At 69.7% G+C, this 22,094-nt stretch carries 21 protein-coding genes; 9 read left to right on the plus strand and 12 right to left on the minus strand.

All coding sequences use genetic code 11. The features are described from left to right. The first annotated feature begins 16 nt into the window (after positions 1 to 16). Together IG196_RS11775 and mmsB are read left to right on the plus strand one after the other, a co-directional pair. Positions 17 to 1,135, plus strand: coding sequence for an enoyl-CoA hydratase/isomerase family protein (locus IG196_RS11775; RefSeq protein ID WP_192196295.1), 1,119 nt, complete (start codon positions 17 to 19; stop codon positions 1,133 to 1,135). A 45-nt stretch (positions 1,136 to 1,180) separates the two neighbouring features. Further along, positions 1,181 to 2,077 (plus strand): 3-hydroxyisobutyrate dehydrogenase, encoded by an 897-nt coding sequence (gene mmsB, locus IG196_RS11780; RefSeq protein WP_192196296.1) that lies wholly within the window; start codon positions 1,181 to 1,183, stop codon positions 2,075 to 2,077. Here mmsB and IG196_RS11785 read toward each other — a convergent pair. After that, on the minus strand, positions 2,062 to 3,327 hold the full coding sequence (locus IG196_RS11785) for an MFS transporter (RefSeq protein ID WP_192196297.1): 1,266 nt from the start codon (positions 3,325 to 3,327) through the stop codon (positions 2,062 to 2,064). The two genes, mmsB and IG196_RS11785, sit on opposite strands and share 16 nt — an antisense overlap. Positions 3,328 to 3,413: 86 nt before the next feature. Continuing rightward, positions 3,414 to 4,340 (minus strand): LysR family transcriptional regulator, encoded by a 927-nt coding sequence (locus IG196_RS11790; RefSeq protein ID WP_192196298.1) that lies wholly within the window; start codon positions 4,338 to 4,340, stop codon positions 3,414 to 3,416. A 99-nt stretch (positions 4,341 to 4,439) separates the two neighbouring features. On the opposite strand from IG196_RS11790, the gene metE reads away from it, so the two are divergent. The 3 genes from metE (at position 4,440) to IG196_RS11805 (ending at position 8,219) form a co-directional block, all read left to right on the plus strand. Then, positions 4,440 to 6,776 (plus strand): 5-methyltetrahydropteroyltriglutamate--homocysteine S-methyltransferase, encoded by a 2,337-nt coding sequence (gene metE, locus IG196_RS11795; protein WP_192196299.1) that lies wholly within the window; start codon positions 4,440 to 4,442, stop codon positions 6,774 to 6,776. A gap of 143 nt (positions 6,777 to 6,919) precedes the next feature. Further along, positions 6,920 to 7,675, plus strand: coding sequence for a hypothetical protein (locus IG196_RS11800; RefSeq protein WP_225617011.1), 756 nt, complete (start codon positions 6,920 to 6,922; stop codon positions 7,673 to 7,675). A gap of 199 nt (positions 7,676 to 7,874) precedes the next feature. Then, the gene (locus IG196_RS11805; RefSeq protein WP_056573774.1) at positions 7,875 to 8,219 is read left to right on the plus strand and encodes a hypothetical protein; all 345 of its coding nucleotides are present in this window, start codon (positions 7,875 to 7,877) and stop codon (positions 8,217 to 8,219) included. 106 nt (positions 8,220 to 8,325) lie between these two features. Here the strand turns inward: IG196_RS11805 and IG196_RS11810 are convergent, their stop codons facing one another. After that, positions 8,326 to 8,910, minus strand: a complete 585-nt coding sequence (locus tag IG196_RS11810; RefSeq protein WP_192196301.1) for a DNA-3-methyladenine glycosylase I — start codon at positions 8,908 to 8,910, stop codon at positions 8,326 to 8,328. 48 nt (positions 8,911 to 8,958) lie between these two features. Here IG196_RS11810 and IG196_RS11815 point away from each other — a divergent pair, with 48 nt between their 5' ends. Then, positions 8,959 to 10,698: a dipeptidase gene (locus tag IG196_RS11815; protein WP_192196302.1), complete on the plus strand. Its 1,740-nt coding sequence runs from the start codon at positions 8,959 to 8,961 to the stop codon at positions 10,696 to 10,698. A 41-nt stretch (positions 10,699 to 10,739) separates the two neighbouring features. Here IG196_RS11815 and IG196_RS11820 read toward each other — a convergent pair whose 3' ends face one another. The 8 genes from IG196_RS11820 to IG196_RS11855 form a co-directional block, all read right to left on the minus strand. Further along, entirely contained in the window at positions 10,740 to 11,063 is a 324-nt protein-coding gene (locus IG196_RS11820; protein WP_192196303.1) for a chaperone modulator CbpM, read from the minus strand. Positions 11,064 to 11,065: 2 nt separating this feature from the next. Next, the gene (locus tag IG196_RS11825; protein ID WP_192196304.1) at positions 11,066 to 12,028 is read right to left on the minus strand and encodes a DnaJ C-terminal domain-containing protein; all 963 of its coding nucleotides are present in this window, start codon (positions 12,026 to 12,028) and stop codon (positions 11,066 to 11,068) included. 52 nt (positions 12,029 to 12,080) lie between these two features. Continuing rightward, positions 12,081 to 12,734 carry a histidine phosphatase family protein gene (locus tag IG196_RS11830; RefSeq protein ID WP_192196305.1) on the minus strand — a complete coding sequence of 218 codons (654 nt, stop codon included), beginning with the start codon at positions 12,732 to 12,734 and terminating at the stop codon, positions 12,081 to 12,083. A gap of 19 nt (positions 12,735 to 12,753) precedes the next feature. Then, a complete protein-coding gene (locus tag IG196_RS11835) occupies positions 12,754 to 15,150 on the minus strand; it encodes a penicillin acylase family protein (RefSeq protein WP_192196306.1) in 2,397 nt (798 codons plus the stop codon). Between the two features lie 101 nt (positions 15,151 to 15,251). Beyond that, a complete protein-coding gene (locus tag IG196_RS11840; protein ID WP_192196307.1) occupies positions 15,252 to 15,833 on the minus strand; it encodes a glutathione S-transferase family protein in 582 nt (193 codons plus the stop codon). Between the two features lie 34 nt (positions 15,834 to 15,867). Further along, positions 15,868 to 16,503, minus strand: a complete 636-nt coding sequence (locus tag IG196_RS11845) for a CDP-alcohol phosphatidyltransferase family protein (protein WP_192196308.1) — start codon at positions 16,501 to 16,503, stop codon at positions 15,868 to 15,870. A gap of 88 nt (positions 16,504 to 16,591) precedes the next feature. Then, positions 16,592 to 17,347 (minus strand): glutamine amidotransferase, encoded by a 756-nt coding sequence (locus tag IG196_RS11850; RefSeq protein WP_192196309.1) that lies wholly within the window; start codon positions 17,345 to 17,347, stop codon positions 16,592 to 16,594. Between the two features lie 33 nt (positions 17,348 to 17,380). Next, on the minus strand, positions 17,381 to 18,283 hold the full coding sequence (locus IG196_RS11855; protein ID WP_192196310.1) for a LysR family transcriptional regulator: 903 nt from the start codon (positions 18,281 to 18,283) through the stop codon (positions 17,381 to 17,383). 144 nt (positions 18,284 to 18,427) lie between these two features. Here IG196_RS11855 and IG196_RS11860 point away from each other — a divergent pair, with 144 nt between their 5' ends. The 3 genes from IG196_RS11860 to IG196_RS11870 all read left to right on the plus strand — a co-directional run bounded on the left by IG196_RS11860 (position 18,428) and on the right by IG196_RS11870 (position 21,522). Further along, positions 18,428 to 19,582, plus strand: coding sequence for a CaiB/BaiF CoA transferase family protein (locus IG196_RS11860; protein WP_192196311.1), 1,155 nt, complete (start codon positions 18,428 to 18,430; stop codon positions 19,580 to 19,582). A 53-nt stretch (positions 19,583 to 19,635) separates the two neighbouring features. Continuing rightward, positions 19,636 to 20,607, plus strand: a complete 972-nt coding sequence (locus IG196_RS11865) for a Bug family tripartite tricarboxylate transporter substrate binding protein (RefSeq protein ID WP_192196312.1) — start codon at positions 19,636 to 19,638, stop codon at positions 20,605 to 20,607. Between the two features lie 291 nt (positions 20,608 to 20,898). Then, entirely contained in the window at positions 20,899 to 21,522 is a 624-nt protein-coding gene (locus IG196_RS11870) for a hypothetical protein (protein WP_192196313.1), read from the plus strand. Positions 21,523 to 21,528: 6 nt separating this feature from the next. On the opposite strand, the gene IG196_RS11875 is transcribed toward IG196_RS11870, so the two are convergent. After that, positions 21,529 to 22,074 carry an SRPBCC family protein gene (locus IG196_RS11875; protein WP_412556375.1) on the minus strand — a complete coding sequence of 182 codons (546 nt, stop codon included), beginning with the start codon at positions 22,072 to 22,074 and terminating at the stop codon, positions 21,529 to 21,531. Between the last annotated feature and the right edge of the window lie 20 nt (positions 22,075 to 22,094).

Here is a 22,094-nt window from a genome sequence, read left to right on the forward strand (position 1 = left end):
CCAGGACCTGAAAACAATGACCGACAACGTAGTTCTCTTCAACGAAATCAAGACCGCCGGCGGCCAGCGTTTTGCCGTGGCCACGCTCAATGCGCCGGCTTCGCTCAACGCGCTGTCCGTGGACATGGTGCGCCTGCTCACGCCCAAGCTGCGCGAGTGGGCGGCCGATGCCGGCATCGTCGGCGTGCTGCTCGACGCGGCGGGCGAAAAAGCCTTCTGCGCCGGCGGCGACCTGCGCCAGCTCTACCAGACGCTGCTCGACTGCGGCCCCGAACGCAACACCTACGCCGAAGACTTCTTCCGCGAAGAGTACGAGCTCGACCACCTGATCCACACCTTCCCCAAGCCCTTCCTGTGCTGGGGCCACGGCATCGTGATGGGTGGCGGCGTGGGCCTGCTGGCGGGCGCCTCGCACCGCGTGATGACGCTGCAAAGCCGTATCGCCATGCCCGAGATCAACATCGGCCTGTACCCCGACGTGGGCGGCAGCTGGTTCCTGCGCCGCACGCCGGGTCGCACGGGCCTGTTCCTGGCGCTCACGGCCGCCAACATCAACGCGCACGACACCATCTTCTGCGGCCTGGCCGACGTGCTGGTGCCGCAGGAGCGCAAGGCCGACGTGCTCGCGGCCATCGCGTCCACGCAGTGGGCCGGCGGTGACGCGCGGGCCGACCGCGCCACGCTGTCGCGCATCCTCGCCAAGGCGGGCGAGGGCACCGAGATGCCCGCGTCGAAGGTGCGCGAGCACTACGACACCATCAACGCGCTGATGGCCGGTGACGACCTGCTCGACATCGCGAAGCGCCTGCGCGACGTGCAGAGCGACGACGCGTGGCTGCAGACCGCATCGAAGACTTTCGCCAAGGGCGCACCGAGTTCCATCGCGCTGAGCTTTGAGCTCTGGCAGCGCGTGCCGCGCATGTCGCTGGCCGAGGTGTTCCGCCTCGAGTACTGGGCTTCGCTGGGCTTCTGCGCGAACAAGGATTTCGCCGAAGGCATCCGCGCCGTGTTGGTCGACAAGGACCGCAACCCGCGCTGGAACCCCGCCACGCTCGAAGAGATCACGCCCGCTTTCGTCGACGACCACCTGCGCCCGCGTGGCGAGATGCCGGCCGAGCTGGCGTCGCTGGTCTGACCTGACCCGACCTATTCCCTGCACAGAACAACGGAGACAAGACACATGAAGATCGCATTCATCGGCCTGGGCAACATGGGCGGCCCGATGGCCCTGAACCTGCACAAGGCCGGCCACACGCTCAGCGCCTTCGACCTCTCGGCCGACGCCTGCAAGAAGTTCGGCGCCGAAGGCCTGCCAATCGCCAAGTCGGCCGCCGAGACAGTGGCTGGTGCCGAAGTCGTCATCAGCATGCTGCCCGCCAGCGCACACGTCGAGGGCCTGTTCCTTGGCGGCGCCGGCAAGCCCGGTCTGCTTGACAGCATCCAGGCCGGCACGCTGGTGATCGACAGCAGCACCATCGCAGCGGCCACGTCGCGCAAGGTGGCCGAGGCCGCCGCAGCCAAGGGCGTCGCGATGATCGATGCGCCCGTGTCGGGCGGCACCGGTGGCGCCATTGCCGGCACGCTGACCTTCATGGTCGGTGGCGAAACGGCAGACCTGGAGCGCGCGCGCCCGGTGCTCGAGAAGATGGGCGCCAACATCTTCCACGCCGGCGCAGCCGGTGCGGGCCAGACCGCCAAGATCTGCAACAACATGCTGCTCGGCATTTTGATGATCGGCACCTCGGAAGCGCTCGCGCTGGGCGTGGCCAACGGGCTCGACCCGAAGGTGCTGTCGGAAATCATGCGCCGCAGTTCGGGCGGCAACTGGGCGCTCGAGAAGTACAACCCGATGCCGGGCGTGATGGAGACGTCGCCCGCCTCGAAGAACTACGCGGGCGGTTTCGGCACCGACCTGATGCTCAAGGACCTGGGGCTGGCCCAGGAAAACGCGAGCGCAGTGCGTGCTTCCACGCCGCTGGGCGGCCTGGCGCGCAGCCTGTATGCGGCGCACAGCCTCGCGGGCCACGGCGCGCTCGATTTCTCGAGCGTGCTGAAGCTGGTTCAGAAGGCCGGCTGAGCGGCGCGCCGGCCGCGCCGCGCCATCGCGAGCAGCAGGCCGGCCGCAACGAGGTTGGCGCCAATCGCCACGAGGATCGGCAGCAGGTAGCTGCGCGTGAGGTCGAAGGCGAAGCCCGCGGCGCTCGGCCCGATCAGCGTGCCGATCGCCACGCTGGTGTACAGGATGCCGATGATCGCGCCGATGTGGCGACCGCCGAACCAGTCCATCACCAGCGCGGGCAGCAGCGCCACGAAGCCGCCGTAGAACACGCCGTAGGCAAAGGCGAACAGGGCCAACCCCCAGAACCCGCCCGACACGGCCCACACCACCAGCGACAGCGCCATGCCCGCCGACATCAGCGGCAGCGCATAGTGCCGGCCCATGCGGTCGGCCAGCCCGCCGAGGAAGAAGCGGCCCGCCGTGCTGCCGACGCCGATCGCGCCGAGCAGCAGCACCGCCGACGACGCGGCCACACCGTGGTCGACCGCATAGGGCACCAGGTGCACGAAGGGCACGAACAAGCCGAAGGAGCTGATGAGGCAGGCTGCGTACAGCCCGGCGAAACGGCCCGAGCCGATGGCCTCGCGCACCGAGGCGCCGGGCGGCAACGCGGTGGAGGCCTGCGCCTTCGGCGGATCGCCGTCAGGGCCGAGGCCGCGTGCGCGCGGATCGTTCTCGACCAGCAGCGCCAGGCCCACGCCCACCACGGCCGCGAGCACGCCGAGTGCCAGGTAGGCGTCGCGCCAGCCCAGCGTGTCGATGAGCCACGAGGCCAGCGGCGGCATCGCCAGCGTGCCCACGCCGATGCCGCTCACGGCGAGCCCCGAAGCAAAGCCGCGCTGGCGCACGAACCAGCGCTGCACCGCGCCCAGCACCGGCACGTACGAGGCGCCCACGCCGAGGCCGACACCGAGCCCGTACGCCCAGAAGATCTGCGTCAGGCTGCGCGCCTGGCTCGCGAGCGCCAGCCCGAGGCCGACCAGCACCATGCCCGCGACCGCCAGCCGCCGCGCGCCCCAGCGGTCGGCAAGCGGGCCGCTGAACACGCCGAGCCCGAAGTAGAGAAAGCCCGCGAGGGAGAACACCAGAGAGACCTCGCCGCGCGAGGCGCCGAAGTCGCGCTGCAGCGCATCGAGGAACGCGCTGAAGGTGTAGGCGCAGCCGAAGCCCACGAACATCACGGCGAAGGCGCCGGCGACCACGAGCCAGCCGTGGAAGAAGCGGGGGCGCGGAATGGCGGGGGCGTCGAGCGTCTTCGGAGAGGTCATGGGGCGATCCGTGGTGGTGGTCGATCTTCAGGCCGTACACCACCACGCACTGGCCGGATTCGGACGTGATCCTCCCGCCCTCGGGTTCACAGCAATTCGATCCCCGGCAGGCTTTTGAAGCATGTCTCGCGCGTGACGCGCACGAAGTCGTCCAGCCAGGGCCGCGCGGACGTTGCCTGCGTGCAGGCCATGTAGAGCCGCCCCGTCAGGCCCTTGGCGCCCACGCGGCGCGCCGTGACGTAGCCGCGGTCGAGGTAATTCTGCACCGCCCACAGCGGCAGCGTTGCCACGCCGCGCCCGCTCGCCACCAGCTGCAGCATCGCCACCGTGAGCTCGGTCGTGCGCCGGTGCGCGGGCTCGACGCCGGCGGGCGCCAGCACCTGCCGCACGATGTCGAGCATCTCGTCGGGCACGGGGTAGGTGATGAGCGTCTGGTCGGCGAAGTGGCGTGCTGTGAGGTGCGGCCTGGCCGTCAGCGTGTGGTCGTTGGCCAGCAGCGCGACGATCTCGAAGCGGAACAGCGCGTGGTAGTCGACCGTTTCATCGGGGTCTTCCTCGGACACGATCGCCACTTCGGCGCGGTTCTGCATCACGAGCGCGATCGGGTCGGGGTGGAAGCCCGAGACGATGTCCAGCTCGATCTCGGGCCAGCGTTGGCGAAAGGCGTCCATCGCGGGCATCAGCCAGTCGAAGCAGGTGTGGCACTCCACCACGATGCGCAGTTGCCCGCTGCGGCCCAACGCGAGCCGCGCCACGTCGCGCTCGGCCTCTTCGATGAGTGGTAGCGCGGTGTCGGCCAGCTGCAATAACCGCAGCCCCGTGGTGCTGAACTGCGGCGGCACCGACTTGCGCTCGAACAGCTGGGCGCCGTAGCGGTCTTCGAGCAGCTTGATCTGGTGCGACAGCGCCGACTGCGTGAGGTTGAGCAGCTGCGCCGCGCGCACCAGGCTGCCGGTGTCGCGCAGCGCGGCCAGCGTGCGCAGGTGGCGGATTTCGAGGATGGACTGCATCATGAAAATGATTCAAGCGAATGGGCAAAAGGTTTCGTTTGAATCATATGCGGCAAACGCGGACCATCACCGGTTTCCAAGATCAGCGACCGGACCACCTGCATGACCACCCGTACCCACATCCTCGGCTTTCCGCGCATGGGCGCCCACCGGGAACTCAAGTTCGCCCTCGAGAAGCACTGGCGCGGCGAGACCGACCACGCCGCGCTCGAAGCCGTCGGCGAAACCTTGCGCGCGCGCCACTGGCAGGCGCAGCGCGACGCGGGGCTCGACTTCGTGACCGTGGGCGACTTCGCTTTCTACGACCACGTGGCCAACCACATCCAGCTGCTGGGCTGCGAGCCGGCGCGTTTCGGCTTCAGCGGCGACGAGCCCGAGCTGTCGCGCTACTTCAAGATGGCGCGCGGTGTGGAAGACGAAGCGGGCCACGTGCACGACGACAGCTGCAGCCACGGCGCCGAAGGCACCTTCGCGCTCGAGATGACCAAGTGGTTCGACACCAACTACCACTACCTCGTGCCCGAGTTCAAGGCCGACACGCAGTTCAAGCTCGCATCGACGCGCCTGTTCGACGAGGTGGCGCAGGCGCAGCAGGCCGGCCACGCGGTCAAGGCCGTGCTGCTCGGGCCGCTGAGCTTCCTGTACCTGGGCAAGGAAAAGGAAGCCGGCTTCGATCGCTTCTCGCTGCTCGACGCGCTGCTGCCCGTGTACGAGCAGGTGCTGAACCGCCTGAAGCAGCAGGGCGTGGAATGGGTGCAGATCGACGAGCCCATCCTCGGCCTGGACCTGCCCGAGGCCTGGCGCAACGCCTTCGAGCGCGCCTACTGGCAACTGGCCCGCAGCGCGCCCAAGCTGATGCTGGCCACGTACTTCTCGCCGCTGTCCGAGAACCTGCGCCTGGCCTGCCAGCTGCCGGTGGCGGGCCTGCACGTCGATGCCGTGCGCGCGCCGCAGGAGCTGACCGGCGTGGCCGACTGGCTGCCGGCGCACAAGGTGCTGTCGGTCGGCGTGGTCGATGGCCGCAACATCTGGCGCACCGACGTCGATGTGGCGTTGGCGAAGCTGAAGCCCGTGGCCGAGAAGCACCAGGGCGAACTGTGGATCGCGCCGTCGTGCTCGCTGCTGCATGTGCCGTTCAGCCTCGCGGCCGAGACGAAGCTCGACGCCGAGCTGACGTCGTGGCTCGCCTTTGCGATCGAGAAGCTCGATGAGTTGCGCGTGCTGCGCGCCGCCGTCGATGGCGACGAAGCCTCGGTGGCCGCCGAACTCACGGCCGCGCGTACGGCTGTGGCCGCGCGCCGCGCCAGCCCGCGCGTGCACCGTGCCGACGTGGCGCTGCGCCTGGCGCGCAGCGTGGTCGGCGACGACCGCCGCGTGTCCGCTTTCCCGCAGCGCCAGCAGGTGCAGCGCACCCGCTTCGCATTGCCTGCACTGCCGACCACCACCATCGGCTCGTTCCCGCAGACCGCCGACATCCGCGCGGCCCGCGCTGCCTTCAAGCGCGGCGAACTCGATGCCGCCGGCTACCGCGAGAAGATGCGCGCCGAGATCGCACTCGCTGTGCGCAAGCAGGAAGAACTCGGCATCGACGTGCTGGTGCATGGCGAGGCCGAGCGCAACGACATGGTCGAGTACTTCGGCGAACAGCTCGACGGCTTCGCCTTCACCGCCAACGGCTGGGTGCAGTCGTACGGCTCGCGCTGCGTGAAGCCGCCGGTGATCTTCGGCGACGTGGCACGCCCGGCGCCGATGACGGTCGAATGGACTGCTTACGCGCAGAGCCTCACGACGCTGCCGATGAAGGGCATGCTGACCGGCCCGGTCACGATCCTGCAGTGGTCCTTCGTGCGCGACGACCAGCCGCGCGCCACCACCTGCGAGCAGATCGCGTGGGCGATCCGCGACGAGGTGAACGACCTCGAGGGCGCGGGCATCGGCATCATCCAGATCGACGAGCCCGCGATCCGTGAAGGCCTGCCGCTGCGCCGCGCGGGCTGGCCGGCGTACCTGAAGGCGGCCACGCGCGCCTTTCGCATCAGCGCCTCGGGCGTGCGCGACCAGACGCAGATCCACACCCACATGTGCTACTCGGAGTTCAACGACATCCTGCCGGAGATCGCCGCGATGGACGCCGACGTGATCACCATCGAGACCAGCCGCTCGGACATGGAGCTGCTGCGCGGCTTCGGCGGGGAGGGTGGCTTTCGCTACCCGAACGAGATCGGCCCGGGTGTGTACGACATCCATTCGCCGCGCGTGCCCTCGATCGACGAGATCGTGCGCCTCATGCGCAAGGCCGCGCAGGTGGTGCCGGGCGAGAACCTCTGGATCAACCCCGACTGCGGACTCAAGACCCGCGGCTGGCCCGAGACCGAGGCGGCGCTGTCGAACATGGTGGCGGCCGCGAAGCTGCTGCGCGAGGAGCTGGCGCGGGCCTGAGAACGCGGGAAGGGCGGGGAATGCGGCGGGCCAATAATGGCGCCATGCTGTTGTTCCCCCGCCTGTCGTCGCCCCGTTGCCTCTTGTTGCTGTCGTTGCTTCTCGCCCCCTTGACGGGGTGGGCCCAGGACCGTGCGCAAACCTTGCTCCAGTTCGAGGGCGTGCAGGCGCGCTACCAGGCCGCCTACGGCCCCGGTGCCGTGTCGCGCGGTGCGCGCGAACTGCTGGAGCCGCCCGACCTGGCCATCGCCGACAAGGCGTTGCAGTCGCTCGACGTGGCAGCAGGTCGCGCTTTCGACGTGAACGCCTCGGTGGCCGCGATCCGTCAGGACGTGGCGGCGGCCGGGCAGGGCGCCGCTGCGCCGACGCCTCCGGTGCTGGAGGCCGTGGCGCGTTTCGCCAAGCTGCGCGCCGACTACGCCGCGATGGACGAGCCCGGCAAGGTGACCTTCTTCCATCAGCAGCACGCGCGGGCGGCCGACCCGGCGCGCGTCGAACTGCTGTCGCGCATGACGGTGGCCGAGGCGCGCGAGGTCGATTTTTCGAGCCAGCTGCTCATGAGCGCGGTGGTCAAGCAGCTGGCACGCGGCAATGCCGCGCAGTTCAGCTCGCTGCCCGATCGCACGCTCGACACGGCGCTCGATTCGCTGTGGTCGCGCGGCGTGACCTCGCCGCGTCCGCGCAACCTGATGACCGTGGCGCGCGAGTTCGAAAAGCTGGTCACGCAGGCGCTGCTCCTGGCGCTGCCCGACGCCGACGTGGCCGCCTTGCTCGCGTGGCGCAACGAACCGCAGGCCGGCGCCGAGCGCGAGGCGCTGCTCGGCAGCTACCGCGCCGAGGTCAAGGGCAGCGGCGCGGTCGCGATCCGTACGCTGGTGCGCACCTGGGGCCGGCCCTGAGGCTTGACGAAAGAACGCCAAAGTTTGCAGAATCTCCGGGTTTTGTACGAAAAAGTTTCACGCGGACCCGGCATGTCGGAAAGTTCCCCGTGATTGTTTCAATTCCGTGAACACTGCGATTCAGAATGACTGGGGTTTACCCTAGGAATTTGGCGCACACTCCAGGTCATCCCAAGCCTGAACACAAGAAGGAATTGAAATGAAGACCTCGAACATCCTCGCCGCCGCCGCTCTCTCCCTGCTCGCCGCCGCTGGCGCCGCCCACGCAGAGACCTACGAAGGCGTTCACGCCGTGACCTCCGGCTACAGCCGTGCCGACGTGGCACCGCAAGCCGTGGCCGCCGCCCGTGCCGGCAACGAATACAGCGACGCCGTGTCGGCCAGCGTGGCCCCCGTGCTGGCCTCGTCGGTGGACCGCGCCACCGTCCGCAACGAAGCCGTGGCAGCTGCCCACGCCCCGGGCCAGAACCTGCGCCGCGAATCCTTCGCTGGCAGCGTGATCCCCTCGCAGGCACGCAGCTTCACGCGTCAAGCCGGCCTGTGATCGACGGTGGCGCAAGCCGCCTCGGTTAGAAAGACCACCACCCGAAAGAACCGGACCGTGCGACAGCACCGTCCGGTTTTTTCACGTCTGTACGGTCGTCAGGTGCTCAGGCGCGATGGTTGCTGCGGTGGCAGTGGCAGTCGGGCGCGTGGTCGTCGACGATGCCCGTGGCCTGCATCCAGGCATAGACGATCACCGGGCCGACGAACTTGAAGCCGCGCTGCTTCAGCGCCTTCGACATCGCTTCGGACAGCGGCGTTTGCGTGGGCACCGTGCCCGTGGTGTTGACGACCGGCTGGCCGCCCGCCAGGCCCCAGACGAAATCGGAAAAATCTTCGCCCGCCGCCTGCATCGCAAGGTAGGCCTTGGCATTGCCGATGGCCGCTTCGATCTTGGCGCGCGAGCGCACGATGCCCGCGTCTTGCATCAAGCGCTCGACGTCGGCCGGCGTGAAGCGCGCCACCGTCTCGGGCACGAAACCCTCGAAGGCCGCGCGGAAGGCGTCGCGCTTGCGCAGGATGGTGAGCCACGACAGGCCGGCCTGGAAGCCGTCGAGCATCAGCTTTTCCCACAGCGCGCGGCTGTCGCGTTCGGGCACGCCCCATTCGGCGTCGTGGTAGCTGGTCAGCAGCGGATCGGTGCGGGCCCAGGCGCATCGCTGGGGCGAAGAATGGCTGTCGTCGTGGGGCATGGCTCGGCTATCGTCGGGGAATGTTTTCGGAATGAGGGGGTGACCCTGATGCAGCAGTTTCGTTTTTCATTGTCGGCGCTTTCGCTGGCCCTCGCGGCGCTCGCCATCGCTGTTCCGGCCGGTGCCGAGACCCTCAAGAAGCCTGCGCTCGACCAGCTCGCCGCGGCCTGGAAGGGCGGCCGCACGGCGCCCGATTTCAAGGCCTTCCTGACGCAGGCCGCGCAGGCCCAGCCCGCGCTGCAGCCCAGCGTGGCGGCCTACACCGGCGGCAAGGCGCTGGCGGGCGATGACCTCGTCAACATCGCGCGCCTGCTCGGCCTGTACAACCGGCTGCAGAACCAGCAGGCCGTGATCGCCAGCATCGGCACCATGGTGGCCTTGCCCACGGTGCGCAACGTGCAGGTGCCGCCGCACGAGAGCCCGCCGATGGTCGCGTTCGGCCAGCTGGTCGAGAAGATGGCGAAGGATTTCGGGCTCGGCTATCGCAACGTCGACGGCCGCATCTTCGAAGTGAGCCTCAAGGGCCGGGGCAGCGAAGAGTTCGGCATCCTCACGCACGCCGACGTGGTGCCGGCCGTGCTGTCCGAATGGGTGCTCGACGACGGCACGCGCCTCGATCCCTTCGCGATGACGCGCGTGGGCGACTTCCTCTACGGGCGCGGCACCATCGACGACAAGGGCTCCATCGCCGCCGTGCTCTACGCCATGAAGGCCGTGAAGGACAGCGGCCTGCCGGTGGAGCGCGGCGTGCGCCTGATGATCGAGACCACCGAGGAAACCGGCGGCGACGCGATGCAGTACTACCGCAACAAGACGCCGCTGCCGGCCTACAACATCGTGCTCGACAGCAAGTACCCCGCGGTCGTGGCCGAGAAGGGCTCGGGCGCGCTCAAGGTGCTCTTTCCTGCGGAAGCGGCCGACCCAGCCGCCACGGCTATCACCGCGATGAGCGGTGCCGCGTCGGCCAACGCCATTCCGCAGACCGCGACCGCCACGCTCAAGGGCGGCGACCTCGCGGCCGTGGCCGCAAAGCTCGAGGCCGCCAAGGCCGCCTTCGTGCAAAAGTACGAAGGCCAGGGCGGCAAGTTCGCGATCGACATCGCGCGCGGCGCCGAAGCCGTCGAGCTGAAGGTCACCGGCACCTCGGCCCACGGCTCGCGGCCCGAAGAGGGCGTGAACCCCGTGCCGCGCCTGGCACTGTTCCTGAAAGAGTCCGGCGTGCCGCTGGCCGCCAACCCCTACCTGCGGGCCGTGCAGTACATCGACGCGCTCTACGGCACCGGCTACCTCGGCGAGAAGATGGGGCTGGGCTACCAGGACGACTTCATGGGCCCGCTCACGATGTCGCCCACGCTGGTGCGCATGGGCGCCGACGGCCGGCTCGAGGTGACGGCCAATGTGCGCATGCCGCGCGGCCGCACGCCCGACGCGCTGAAGGCGCAGGTGGCGGCCAAGGTGAACGGCTGGGCCACGGCCAGCCAGGTGAAGCTCGAGTTGGCCTACGACCAGGGCAACTGGATGGCGCGCGACCCGAAGGGGGCGTGGCTCTCGACCCTGCTCAACATCTTCGGCGACACCACCGGCCTCGAGGCCAAGCCCGTGCCCACCGCCGGCAGCACCACGGCCAAGCTGATGCCCAACGCCATCAACTTCGGCCCCGCGATGCCCGGCAAGAAGTACACCGCGCACAACGCCAAGGAATACAAGGAAGTGCCCGACCTCGACGCCGACATGCAGATGTTCACCGAGATGCTGGTACGCATCGGCAACCTGCAGCAGATGCAGTAGTGGCCGGCGCCGGCGCGATGCCGGCATGGCGGTGCAGCGCGTCAGCCCACGCCGTGCGCGCTCAACACCGCCTTGAGCCGCCGCACCTCATGCTGCAGATCGAGGATCAGCGCGGCGGCATCCAGGCCCACGCCGAAGTCGCGTTCGAGCCGGCGCGCTTCGAGTGCGCATTGCAGGTCGGCGCTGGAAAACTCCCAGCGCTCGGGCGGTGCATCGGTCGTGCCGACCTGCACGATGCCCACCTCGACCAGTTGCACGACCCAGGCGGTGTCGGCGCCGCAGGCGTGCGCCAGTTCGTTCGCGGCCAGCGGGTGCGAGACGCCGATGGCCGTCGTGGTGGTGGTGACGGAAGAATAGTTCGCCATGCTCAGACTCCCAGGTGCTGGCGGGGGTTGAACGAGGAGGTCGCCTGCGCGAGTTGCGCGTAGGCGTTGCGTGCGGCCTCGCTGTCGGCGGGCGGCAGTGCGATCTCGAGCAGCAGGTACAGGTCGCCGGGCGTCTTGCCCGCGAAGCCGCGGCCCTTGAGCCGCAGCTTCATGCCGCCGCGTGCGTTGGGCGGCACGGTGACCTCGACCACGCCGCCGGTGGGCGTCGGCACCTCCACCTGCGCGCCCAGTGCGGCTTCGGCGGGGGTGATGGGCAGCGTCATGTACAGGTCGCGCTCTTCCACGCGGTACAGCTTGTGCGGCGCGATGCGCACTTCGAGGTACAGGTCGCCGGCGGGCTCGCCGCCGTGGCCGGGCATGCCTTGCCCCGCGAGGCGGATGAACTGGCCGGGGTGCACACCGGGCGGGATCTTCACGGCGAGCGTGCGGTTCTCCCACTGCGGGCGGCCCTGCGCGTCGAGCGTCTGGGCGCGCAGCGTGAGTTCGCGCTCGATGCCGTTGAGCGCGTCTTCGAGCGTGATCTCGATGGCCGCATGGTGGTCTTCGCCGCGTGCGCGGTAGTTATGCCGCGCGGCCCCGCGCCGCTCGGCGTCGCCGAACATCGACGAGAAGAACTCGCTGAAGTCGGCGTGGTCGGCCGGGCCCTGGCGCGGGCCGCGGTGAAACTCGTAGCCGGTGTCCCAGTCGGGCGGCGGCTGGAAGCTGCCGTCGGGCCGGCCACCGCGCGCGACACGGTCGGCCAGCGCATCGTAGGCGGCGCGCTTCTCCTTGTCGCCGAGCACGTCCTTGGCCTCGTTGATGTCGCGCATGCGCTGCTCGGCGTCGGGCTCCTTGCTGACGTCGGGGTGGTACTTGCGGGCGAGCTTGCGATAGGCCTTGCGCACCTCGTCGTCGGACGCGGTGCGTTCGACGCCCAGTGCGCTGTAGTAGTCCTTGAATTCCATGGTGGGTGGTGATTCCTTTCGGGGACGGCGTACAGAGCAACTGGGGCCTGACTCAGGCCAAGGCGGCTCCGCCGTCGGCTTGCCGCTGTTGCAGCGGCGTCACGGCCCATGTGGGGCCGGCACGTGAAAAACGCAACGGCTGGGCGTTGCCGAAGATGCTCGCATCGACCGCCACACCGAGCAGCGCGGCCAGCGCATAGAGTGTGCCGCCGTGCGCCACCACCAGCACCGGCGCGGGCTGTGCAGCGAGCGCGGTGGCCAGCGCTTCGCGCTTGCGGTCGACGAACTGCGCCAGCGTCTCGCCGCCTTCGGGCTCGCAGGCCCAGTCGATGTTCGCCGACGAGGTGCCGATGAGCGCGCCGAAGTTGCGCTCGCGCAGGTTCTCGTGCGCGGAGGGCACCAGGCGCAGGGCGCGTGCCACGGTGTGGGCGGTGTCGAAGGCGCGGCGCGCGTCGCTGCACACGATCGCACCGATCGGCTCGCCGGCCAGCAGCTCGGCCGCCTGCACGGCCTGCTGTTCGCCAAGCGCGCTCAGCGGCTCGTCGGGCGCCTGGAAGACGCGCAGCGCATTGCGGCCGGTCTGGCCGTGGCGCAAAAAGTAGAAGTGGTCGCAGGCCGGCGCAAGCAGCTGCTCGGCGGCCAGGCGGTTCAGCAGGTCGATGCCTGTGGCGGCATGGGCGGGGAAGGGGACGGTGGTCGGGGGCATGGGGCCTCGGGTTCGTTCATCAGTACGCCAGCTGCAGCGGCTTGCCTTCGCGCTGCGCCTGCACGTCGGCCGGGTGGAACGGCAGCGGGTGCCATTGTTTGGCCGCGAACAGCGGCAGTTGGTCGTAGGCGCGCGGCGAGGCGAGGTCGCTGCTCTGGCCGTAGGTGAGCAGGCCCTGCGCCACCGGACCGCGCGCGTCGAAGGTCACGACCTGCATGTAGCTGCTGCCGTAGTTGACGGCGTAGCCCTTCGGATCGATCAGCGGCTGGCCCTGCGATTCGAGCTTGTTGAGCACGCCCTCGAATTCGTCGCCGCCGTGCAGCGCGATCTTCTGGCCGCGCACGGTGCGCGATTGCGGCAGGCCCAGCGCGACGTCGGCCGCGAAGCCCGCGGTGCGGACGATGCCGACCGCGTCGCCCAGCGCCTTGAACACCGCGTCGCGCGTGGCGGCCGTGGCCATGTCCAGGCCGGTCGGCGTGGTCACCGGCTGTACCGGGTCGAACGGCACGCGCCACACCTTCGGCAGGTCCTTGGCCTTGCGCCAGAACTCGCGGAACAGCACCGCGCCCTTCGCGTCGGCGTTGCTGGTGCGGTCCCAGGCGGAGAGCACGCGGCAGCCGAGGGCCTGGTCGGCATTCAGCGCGGCACCGGCGGCTGTGCAGGCGGCTTGCAGGTCGTCCATCACCAGCATGCCGGCGAGGTTCCTGTCGCGGAAGATCACGCTGCGCAGTTCGGCCGCGCCCATGCGGTTGCCCGGCAGGCCGTCGCTGCCCGCGAGACGGCCGCGGATTTCCATGATCGCGCTGCGCGTGCGCAGGCGCTGCGGCACGCCGACAGGGCCGACCAGTGGCGAGACGCCCGCCATCGGCGCCGTCTCGGGGTTGCTGAGCCAGAAGCTGTCGTTGCTGTTCTGCACCCAGTCCGGCGTGACCACGACCGGCATGCGGGCCGGCGCGATGATGCCGGGCGCGGCGGCGCTGGCGTCGCGGTGCCAGGCGCAGGTGCTGCGCGAGCCGTCGAGCACCGGCAGGCCGGCTGCGTTGAGCAGCGCGGCGGCGGCCGGCGAGGGCGCGCAGGCCTTGAGCATCTCGGCCGACACGTCGGGCACCACCGACAGGTCGGCGTACATCGCGTTGCCGTCGCGGTCGGCCGCGAGGGTGTTGATCCACGGAATGCCCTGGTTGCCCATGGCGGCGCGCAGTTCGCCGACGTTGCGGGCCAGGCCCATCTTCATCCAGCTCTCGGCCGAGCGCACGTTGAGCGTGTTGGCGTCGCGGATCGCGTAGGCCTTCTGGGCGGTCCAGCCCAGGCCGGCGCGCGGCAGCGAGACCACCGGGCCCCAGTTGGTGGCATAGAAGGTGTGCTGCACCGGCGCGCCGCCCGGCGTGGCGGCGGCCGGCAGCACCACGGTGCGCGCGACCATCTTGCGGGGTTGGCCGTCGACCCAGTACACGGTCGGGTCGTTGGGGTCGAGCTTGAGTTCGTACAGCGTGAAGCGCTTGCCGGTCGACACGGTGTGGGTCCAGGCCACGTCCTTGTTGAAGCCGATCGACACCACCGGGCTCAGGCCGCCGGTGGCGCCCATCACGTCGAGCTGGCCGGGAATGGTCAGGTGCATCTGCCAGAAGCGGTTGGTGCCGTTCCAGGGGAAATGCGGGTTGCCCAGCAGCAGGCCACGGCCGTCGGGCGTGGCGTTGCGCCCGAAGGCCCATCCGTTGGAGCCCAGCTCGCCGCCTTCGGGGTTGGCGTTGAAGCTGTGGCGGCCGAGCTCGGCCACGGCCTCCTGCAGCGCGACCGGCGCCGCCCCGGTCTTCGTGCCCGGGGCCGGCGGCACGGCGGCCAGCACGGCGCCGGCCAGTGCGCCCAGGCCGCCCTGGATCATCGATTGCTCGGTGGCGCGCGCCAGGTCGGCGGCCGTCATCGGGCGCACCCAGGGCTTGCCGCGGCAGGCCTCGGGCAGGCCATTGGGCCCCGCGTCCTGCAGGTAGCGGTTGTAGCCCGCCACGTAGCCGCGCAGCGAGGCCTTCACGTCGGCGCTGGTGGTGGCCGCCGCGCGGGCGAGCGCCGCATCGTCCATGTGATAGCGCACGAACAGGTCGATCTGCGTGTTGGGCATGCGGCCCAGGCCGAAGTCGCCGGTGTTCTGCGCGCCGAGGAACTGTGCGCGGTCACCGCGCAGGGTCAGCAGGTGCTCGGCGGTCTGGCAGACGTTGTCCTGCGCATGCGCGTAGGCGGTGCCGTAGGCCAGGCCTTCGTAGTCGGGCGCCGTGATGTGCGCGATGCCGAAGGTGGTGCGTTCGACCGTCACGCTGCGGCTGCCGGGCGGCGGCGCGCTGGCGCAGGCCGTGAGCAGGGCGACCAGCCCCAGCGAGAGGGCCGTCAACGAGAACCGGGAGCGCGGGGTGTTCGATGTCATGGGGCGGGCGTGGTGGGAAAAAGGGTCGAAAAAGAGGGACCGATTAGAGGATGAACCTCCGCCGCGCACTGTCGCCAGCGCGGCACGCCTTGCCGCCTGCCTCAGCCGAACTTCATGCCTTTGGGCCGCGCCTGCAGCCGGTGGATGTAGGCGTCGAGCTTCGGTCGGTTCGTGCGGCCGCCGAAGGCGCGGTGCCAGATGAGCATCGAGCCGATCATCACGTCGGCCGCCGTGAACTGCGCGCCGAACAGGTAGGGGCCGTCGCCGAGTTCGCGTTCGACGGCGTCCTTGGCGTGCTCGAAATCGGTCCAGCCGCGCGCGCTGTTGTTGCTCTTGATCTTCAGCAGGCTGTCGCCCATCGAGGGCTCGAGCTGCGCGGTCGAATAGACCATGAGCGACAGGTAGCGCCCGCGCTCGGGCGTGCCCACGGCCGGTGCCAGGCGCTTGCCGGGGTACTTCTCGGCGATGTACATGCAGATGGCCGCGTTCTCGAAAATGCGCGTGCGGCCGTCGACCAGCGCGGGCAGCTTGCCGGCGGGGTTGATCTTCAGGAACCCGGGGCGTTTGTGGGCGCCCTCCTTGATGAGCGTGGGCACGATCTCGTAGTCGACCTCGGCCTCGTCGAGCATCCACTTGGCGACCTGCGCACGGCTGTGCGGGTCGAAGTACAGCTTCATCGTCATGCGGGTCTCCTTGGTGCGTGGAGGATGGGGCTCGTCAGAACTTGGGAATGCGCAGGGTCTTGCTGATCATCAGCGTGCCCGAGAGCGCGAACAGCAGCACCAGCGGGTGCAGCTGCCACGGGCCGAGCGCCCAGGCGCCGCCCCACAGGTTGGCGCCGAGGGCGCCCTTCGAGGCTGCGTAGGCCAGCACGCCCACGAGCACCACGCTGGTGGGGATCGGTGTGCCTTCGAAGTACTTCACCTTGTCGGCGCCGGCCGAGAGCGCTTCGGCCGTCACGTTGTAGCGGGCGAGCCGGCTCACGCCGCAGCCGACGAAGTAGATGAGCACCGCGCAGTCCCAGCCGCCGTCCAGTCCGGCCGCGAAGCCGAGCGCGGCGGGGAGCACGCCGAACGAGATCACGTCGGCCAGCGAGTCAAGCTCGCGCCCGAGTGCCGATTGGGTCTGGCGCCAGCGCGCGATGCGGCCGTCGAGCACGTCGAAGATGAAGGCGGCCGGGGCGAGCGCCGCGGCCCAGTAGAAGTGGGCGAGCGACTGGCTGCGCATGAAGGCCATCGCAAAGAACACCGCCCCGACGCCGCAGGCCGCGTTGCCGAGCGTGAACACATCGGCCAGGTGAAAGCCGCGGATCATCGAGAAGTGCTTGCGGGGCGTGGGCGAAGGCGTGGTCATGGGGCGGGGAAAGCTGCGAAAGGAACCGCACCTTAACCCAAGCGCGGCCCGCTTTTTGTAGTCGCGCTCCGACGCCCCGTCGGCGGTGTCAGGCGCCCTGCTGCTGCGCTTGAGCCTTCGCCTCGACGATCCGTGCGAAGCGCCCGAGCAGGCCCGCCGCCGCGCCCGTGGGGCGCACGCCGTCACGCAGCGCCGCGGCATCGAGGCCGTCCGCAGCGAGGTCGCGGGCCAGCAGCGCGATGTAGCCGTCCATGGTCTCGGCGTCGAACTCGGGGTGGAACTGCAGGCCCCAGGCTTGCGCGCCCACGCGGAAGGCATGAACAGGCTCATGCGCGCTGTGGGCCAGCGGCACGGCGCCCTCGGGCAGGCGCAGCGCGCTCTGCCAGTGGATCGCCTGCGCGGGGAATTGCGCGGGCAGATCGCCCAGCAGGGCGTCGCCGGCGGCAGCTGCGTCGAGCGTGACAGTGACGGTGCCGACCTCCGGGCCTTGCGGATGGTGGCCGGCCTCGCCGCCGAGCGCGTGCGCGAGCAGCTGGTGGCCGTAGCAGATGCCGAGCACGGGCGTGTCGCGCGCGACCAGGTCGGCCAGCCAGACGGCCGTGGTTTCGCTCCAGGGTTCGCGGTGCGACACCATCGCGTGCGAGCCGGTGACGACCACGCCCGCGACCTGGCCGGGCGCGGGCAGCGTGTCGCCGCGGCGCGGGTCGACCACGACGAGGGGCAGGGTCTGCGTGCCGAGGCCGTCGGCGATCCAGTGCTCGAAGTCGCCGCGGCCTTCGCGCAGCGCGTCATGGGTGTCACCGACCTTGACGATGACCAGGGGATACGGGGGCGTGCTGTGCATGGCGTCGATGATGCCGCAGCCGGCGCGCCCAAGTCAGCGTGGGGACGATTCCCGGCGGTGCAGCAGGTCCATGAACGCGCGGCCGACCGGCGAGGGCGAACGCCCCGCGCGCGTGACCAGCCCGATGGGCCGCGACATCACCGGGCGCTGCAGCGGCACGGTGGTCAGCTCGTCGTTCTGCGACAGCTGCAGCGCGAGCCGGGGCAGGGCGGTGAGCCCCAGCCCGGCCGCGACCAGCGCACCCGCCACGGCCACGCTCGGGTACTCGAGCGCAGGCTGCACCTGTAGGCCGCGCTGCAGAAAGGCGGCGTCGGTGATCGGCCGGATGCTGCTCTGGAAGCTGCTCGCAATGAAGGGCCGCGTCGCGAACACCGACCACGACACCGAGGCGCGCGCGGCCAGCGGGTCGTCGCGCCGGCACAGCAGCACGAAGGGGTCGTCGCGCAGGTGCCGGTAGAGCAGGGGCTCGTGCGGGCCGGGGCGCACGCTGAGGCCGAAGTCGGCGCGGCCTTCGTCGACCGCGGCGCGCACTGCATCGGCCGGCCCTTCGATCAGCGAGAACTCCACCTGCGGATGCTGCTGGCGAAATTCGGCGATGGCACCGGGCAGCAGCGCCACGCCGGTCGAGGGCAGCGCCGCGATGGTCAGGTGCCCGCTGCGGCCTTCAAGAAACTGCGACAGCTCGCTGAACGAGCTGTTGAAGTTCTCCAGGATGCGCAGCGCAATCGGCAGCAGCTCGCGTCCGGCCGGCGTGAGCTCCACATGCCGCGTGTCGCGGTCGAACAGGCGCGCGCCCACCAGGTCTTCGACGATGCGCACCGTGCGGCTCAGCGCCGGCTGCGACACATGCAAGGCCTGCGCGGCCGCGCGGAAGTTGGTGGTCTTCGCCACTTCGACGAAGGCCTCGAGCTGCTGCAGCGTGATGTCGACTCGCACGAAAGCGGCTCCCCGGATTAGCTGTGGATTGATCCATCCAAGTTATCACAGATATAGGAATATTGTTCTTCACAGATCAATGCGCGGCGCCCAGACTGACGCCTTCAAGACAATGGAGACAAGGGGCCCACGAGCCCCCGTGACATGGACACCAAAATTCTGGAAGGCATCCGGGTGCTCGAACTCGGGCAGGTGCTGGCGGGGCCGTTCGCGGGCGCGATCCTGGCCGACCTCGGCGCCGACGTGGTGAAGCTCGAACGCATCGAAGGCGGCGACGACGCACGCCACATGGGCCCGGCATTCCGCCACGGCGACGCGCTCAACTTCCACGTGTTCAACCGCGGCAAGCGCTCGGTCGCCATCGACCTGAAGAGCGAGGAAGGCATGGCGGCTTTCGAGACGCTCGCGGCCGGCGCCGACATCCTCATCCACAACCTGCGCCCGGGCGTCACGCAGTCGATGGGCATCGACGGCCCCTCGCTGTGCGCGCGGCATCCGCGGCTCATCTACTGCGAGATCTCGGCCTTCGGCCACACCGGTCCGCTGCGCATGCAGCCGGGCTACGAGCCGCTGATCCAGGCCTTCAGCGGGCTGTCGAGCATCAACGGCGGGCCCGACGATCCGCCGATGCGCACCGGCGCCTCGGTCTGCGACCAGGGCACCGGCATGTGGGCCGTGATCGGCGCGCTGGCGCTGCTGCAGCGTCGCCATCTCACGGGCCGGGGCGGCGTGGTGAGCACCTCGCTGCTCGAGACCGCGCTGGTCTGGACCGGGCAGAAGGCCGATGCCTATGTCAACGAAGGCCGGCTGCCTGATCGCCACCGCTCGGGCCATCCGGGCTTCGTGCCTTACGAATCTTTCGACACCGCCGATGCGCCGCTTCTGATCTGCTGCGGCAACGACCGGCTCTTCGCCAAGTTTGCGCACGAACTCGGGCGCGACGACTGGACCACCGACGCGCGCTTTGCCGGCAACCGCCAGCGGCTGCAGCACAAGGCCGCGCTGTTCGAACAGATCGGCCCGCTGCTGCGCGCGCGCACCCGCGCCGACTGGATGGCGCGCTTCACCGCCGCCGGCGTGCCCTGCGCGCCGGTGCATACCGTGCCCGAGGCCGTCGCGCATCCGCAGGTGGAGGCACTGGGCATGCTGCAGCCGGTGCCGGGCGAAGACTTCCGCCTCACGGCGCTGCCGATGTCCATCGACGGCGTGCGGCCCGCGCACCGCGCGGTCGCGCCCCGGCTGGGCGAGCACAACGCGGCGCTCGGTGCGCCGCCGGTGCCGCAGCGCGACAGCGCTTGAGCGACCGCACCGATTTCCTTTTCTAAAAACGACAGACCACCGGAGACATCTTCATGCGCACTTCCATCTTCCGCCTCGGCGCGGTCCTGGCCTTCGCGGCTGCAGCCGCGGCAGCACCTGCCCACGCGCAGGACTACCCCGCCAAGCCGCTCACCGTCGTCGTGCCCTTCGCGGCCGGCAGCGGCACCGACCAGCAGGCGCGCAGCTTCGCGCAGGCGCTGACCGTCGAATACAAGGTGCCGGTGATCGTGGAAAACCGCGCCGGCGCCAGCGGCTTCCTGGCCGCGCAGTACGTCGCCAAGGCCGCGCCCGACGGCTACACGCTGCTCATGACCACCAACACCACGCACGCTGCCAACGAGCACCTGTACAAGAAGCTGCCCTACGACCCGGTGAAAGACTTCACGCCGGTCGGCCTGCTGTCCAAGGGCCACATGCTGCTGCTGGTGGGCGCCGAGTCGCCGATCAAGTCCGTGGCCGACCTCGTGGCGGCGGCGAAGAAGTCGCCGGGCAAGCTCAACTTCGGCAGCGGCAGTTCGTCCAGCCGCGTGGCGAGCGAACTGCTCAAGCAGATGGCGGGCATCGACATGGTGAACGTGCCCTACAAGAGCAACCCGATGGCCATCACCGATTTGCTGGGCGGGCAGGTCGACTTCATGTTCGCCGACGCGCCCACCGCGTTGCCGCACGTCAAGAGCGGCAAGCTGCGCGCGCTGGCCGTGAGCGGCGACAAGCGCCTGGCTGCCGTGCCTGCGCTGCCGACCGTGGCCGAGGCCGGCGTGAAGGGCTACGACATGTCGTACTGGACGGCGGTCTACCTGCCGCCGGGCGCGCCCGCGGCCGTCACACGCAAGCTCAACGAGATGCTGATCAAGGTGTCGGCCTCGCCCGCCATCGTCGCCTACCAGGCCATCTCCAGCGGCGAGGCCGCCACCGGCACGCCCGAGGCGCTCGCGCAGTTCCAGGCCGCCGAATCGCAGAAGTGGGGCCGCGTGATCCGTGCGGCGGGCATCGAGCCCGAGTGAGCCGCGCGCTGCGGCGCTGTCTTCTTTTTCTAAGCCCCGGCGAGTCCCCGACTCGCCGGGGCTTTCGCACTTTTGTGCCCGCCGCAAGGGGCTTTGTTCACAGTTTCGCCCTTGGCCTAGTGGTGCGGCTTGCGACGCGGCGCGACCACAGCGCCGCGCAAGAAGCGACAGCCGCGGGATGCGGCTGTCGCGCGTTGCCGAAGGGGTCACGGCCTTCATCTTTTTCTTCTTCTTTTTTTCTCCATTCTTCTTGAACGACGCTTCCTTCCCCGGAGGCGTCTGGTGCATTTCATGTCTTTGTCCCGATTCTTTTCCTTTCACCAGCGCATGCGCGCGGGCCGCTGGGTGCTTGCGCTGTCGATGGTGGCCGCGGGCTGCGGGCCCGTCGCAGTCACGGCCTCTGCGCCGTTGCCGCCGCTGCCACCGCCTTCCGAACCGATGAACTGGGTCGCACCCGCGGTGGTGCGCGCTGCGGCGCTGCGCAAAGGCGCCGTCTATCGGCCCGCACCGGAGGTGGCGCCCGAGCTGGCCCAGGTGGTGTTCTTCCGCCGTGCCACGACCTCGCCCAGCGAAGGCGCGGCGCACGTGTACGTGGACGGCGAATTTCATGCCGCGCTGATGCCCAACGGTTTCACGCGCCTGTGCGTGGCGCCGGGCGCACATTCGCTCGAGGCCTACATCGACGACGCGCCGCTGTACGCAGGCAAGTCGCAGCCGAAGACGCCGGCGGTGCTCGAAGGCGGCCAGACCGTGTTCGTGGCGGTGTCGGAAATGGGCGAGGGCGCGCCGCTGCCCTACGGAAGGGTTGCGGCCGAACGCGCGCTCAAGGGCGCGCGCGAGCAGCGGCAGGTGATCAGCCGCGCAGTGCGCGTGCAGCCCTGCCGCGAACCTTCGGAGCAGGCCCGCCGGGCCTGACCACGTTCAGCGGATGTGCGTTGCGTAGGCCGCCTCGGCGGCGTCCAGCAGCGTCCAGAAGCCTTGTGGCTGGCGCCCGTGCAGCACCTCGTCGAGCACGCCGAGGTGCGCGTGCCAGCCGCTGGCCACGCTCAGCGTTTCCTTGCGATCGGGCAGCCGGCGGTGCGTGAGCACCAGGTGCGTGGCGTGCTCGCCCTGCGGCGACAGTTCGAAGGTGACTTCGGATGCGTCTTCGTGTTCGCTGCCCCAGCTGATGACGAGCAGGGTCGGTGCTTCGATGCGCAGCACGCGCGAGTTCTGCACGTGGGTCTGGCGGTACGCCGCGAAGCGCTCGGGCGCGACTTCGCCCGACAGCTCGGTGTGCTGGAAGCGCAGCTCGAACACCGAGCCCGGTGCCTGTGCCATGGTGCCGCCGGCCAGCCAGGTGCGGCGCTTCTCGGGATCGACGAGGTAGCTCCACACGCGTTCGACGGGCGCGGGCAGGGTGCGCTCGATGCGCAGGGTGCCGGGCTCGGTCTGCGTGCCCAGGCTGTGTTTCAAGGTCATGGTCATGGGTCGGTGCTCCTTGGGTG

Origin of the sequence: Variovorax sp. 38R, assembly GCF_014843395.1 — a bacterium.
Classification (GTDB): domain Bacteria; phylum Pseudomonadota; class Gammaproteobacteria; order Burkholderiales; family Burkholderiaceae_C; genus Variovorax; species Variovorax paradoxus_H.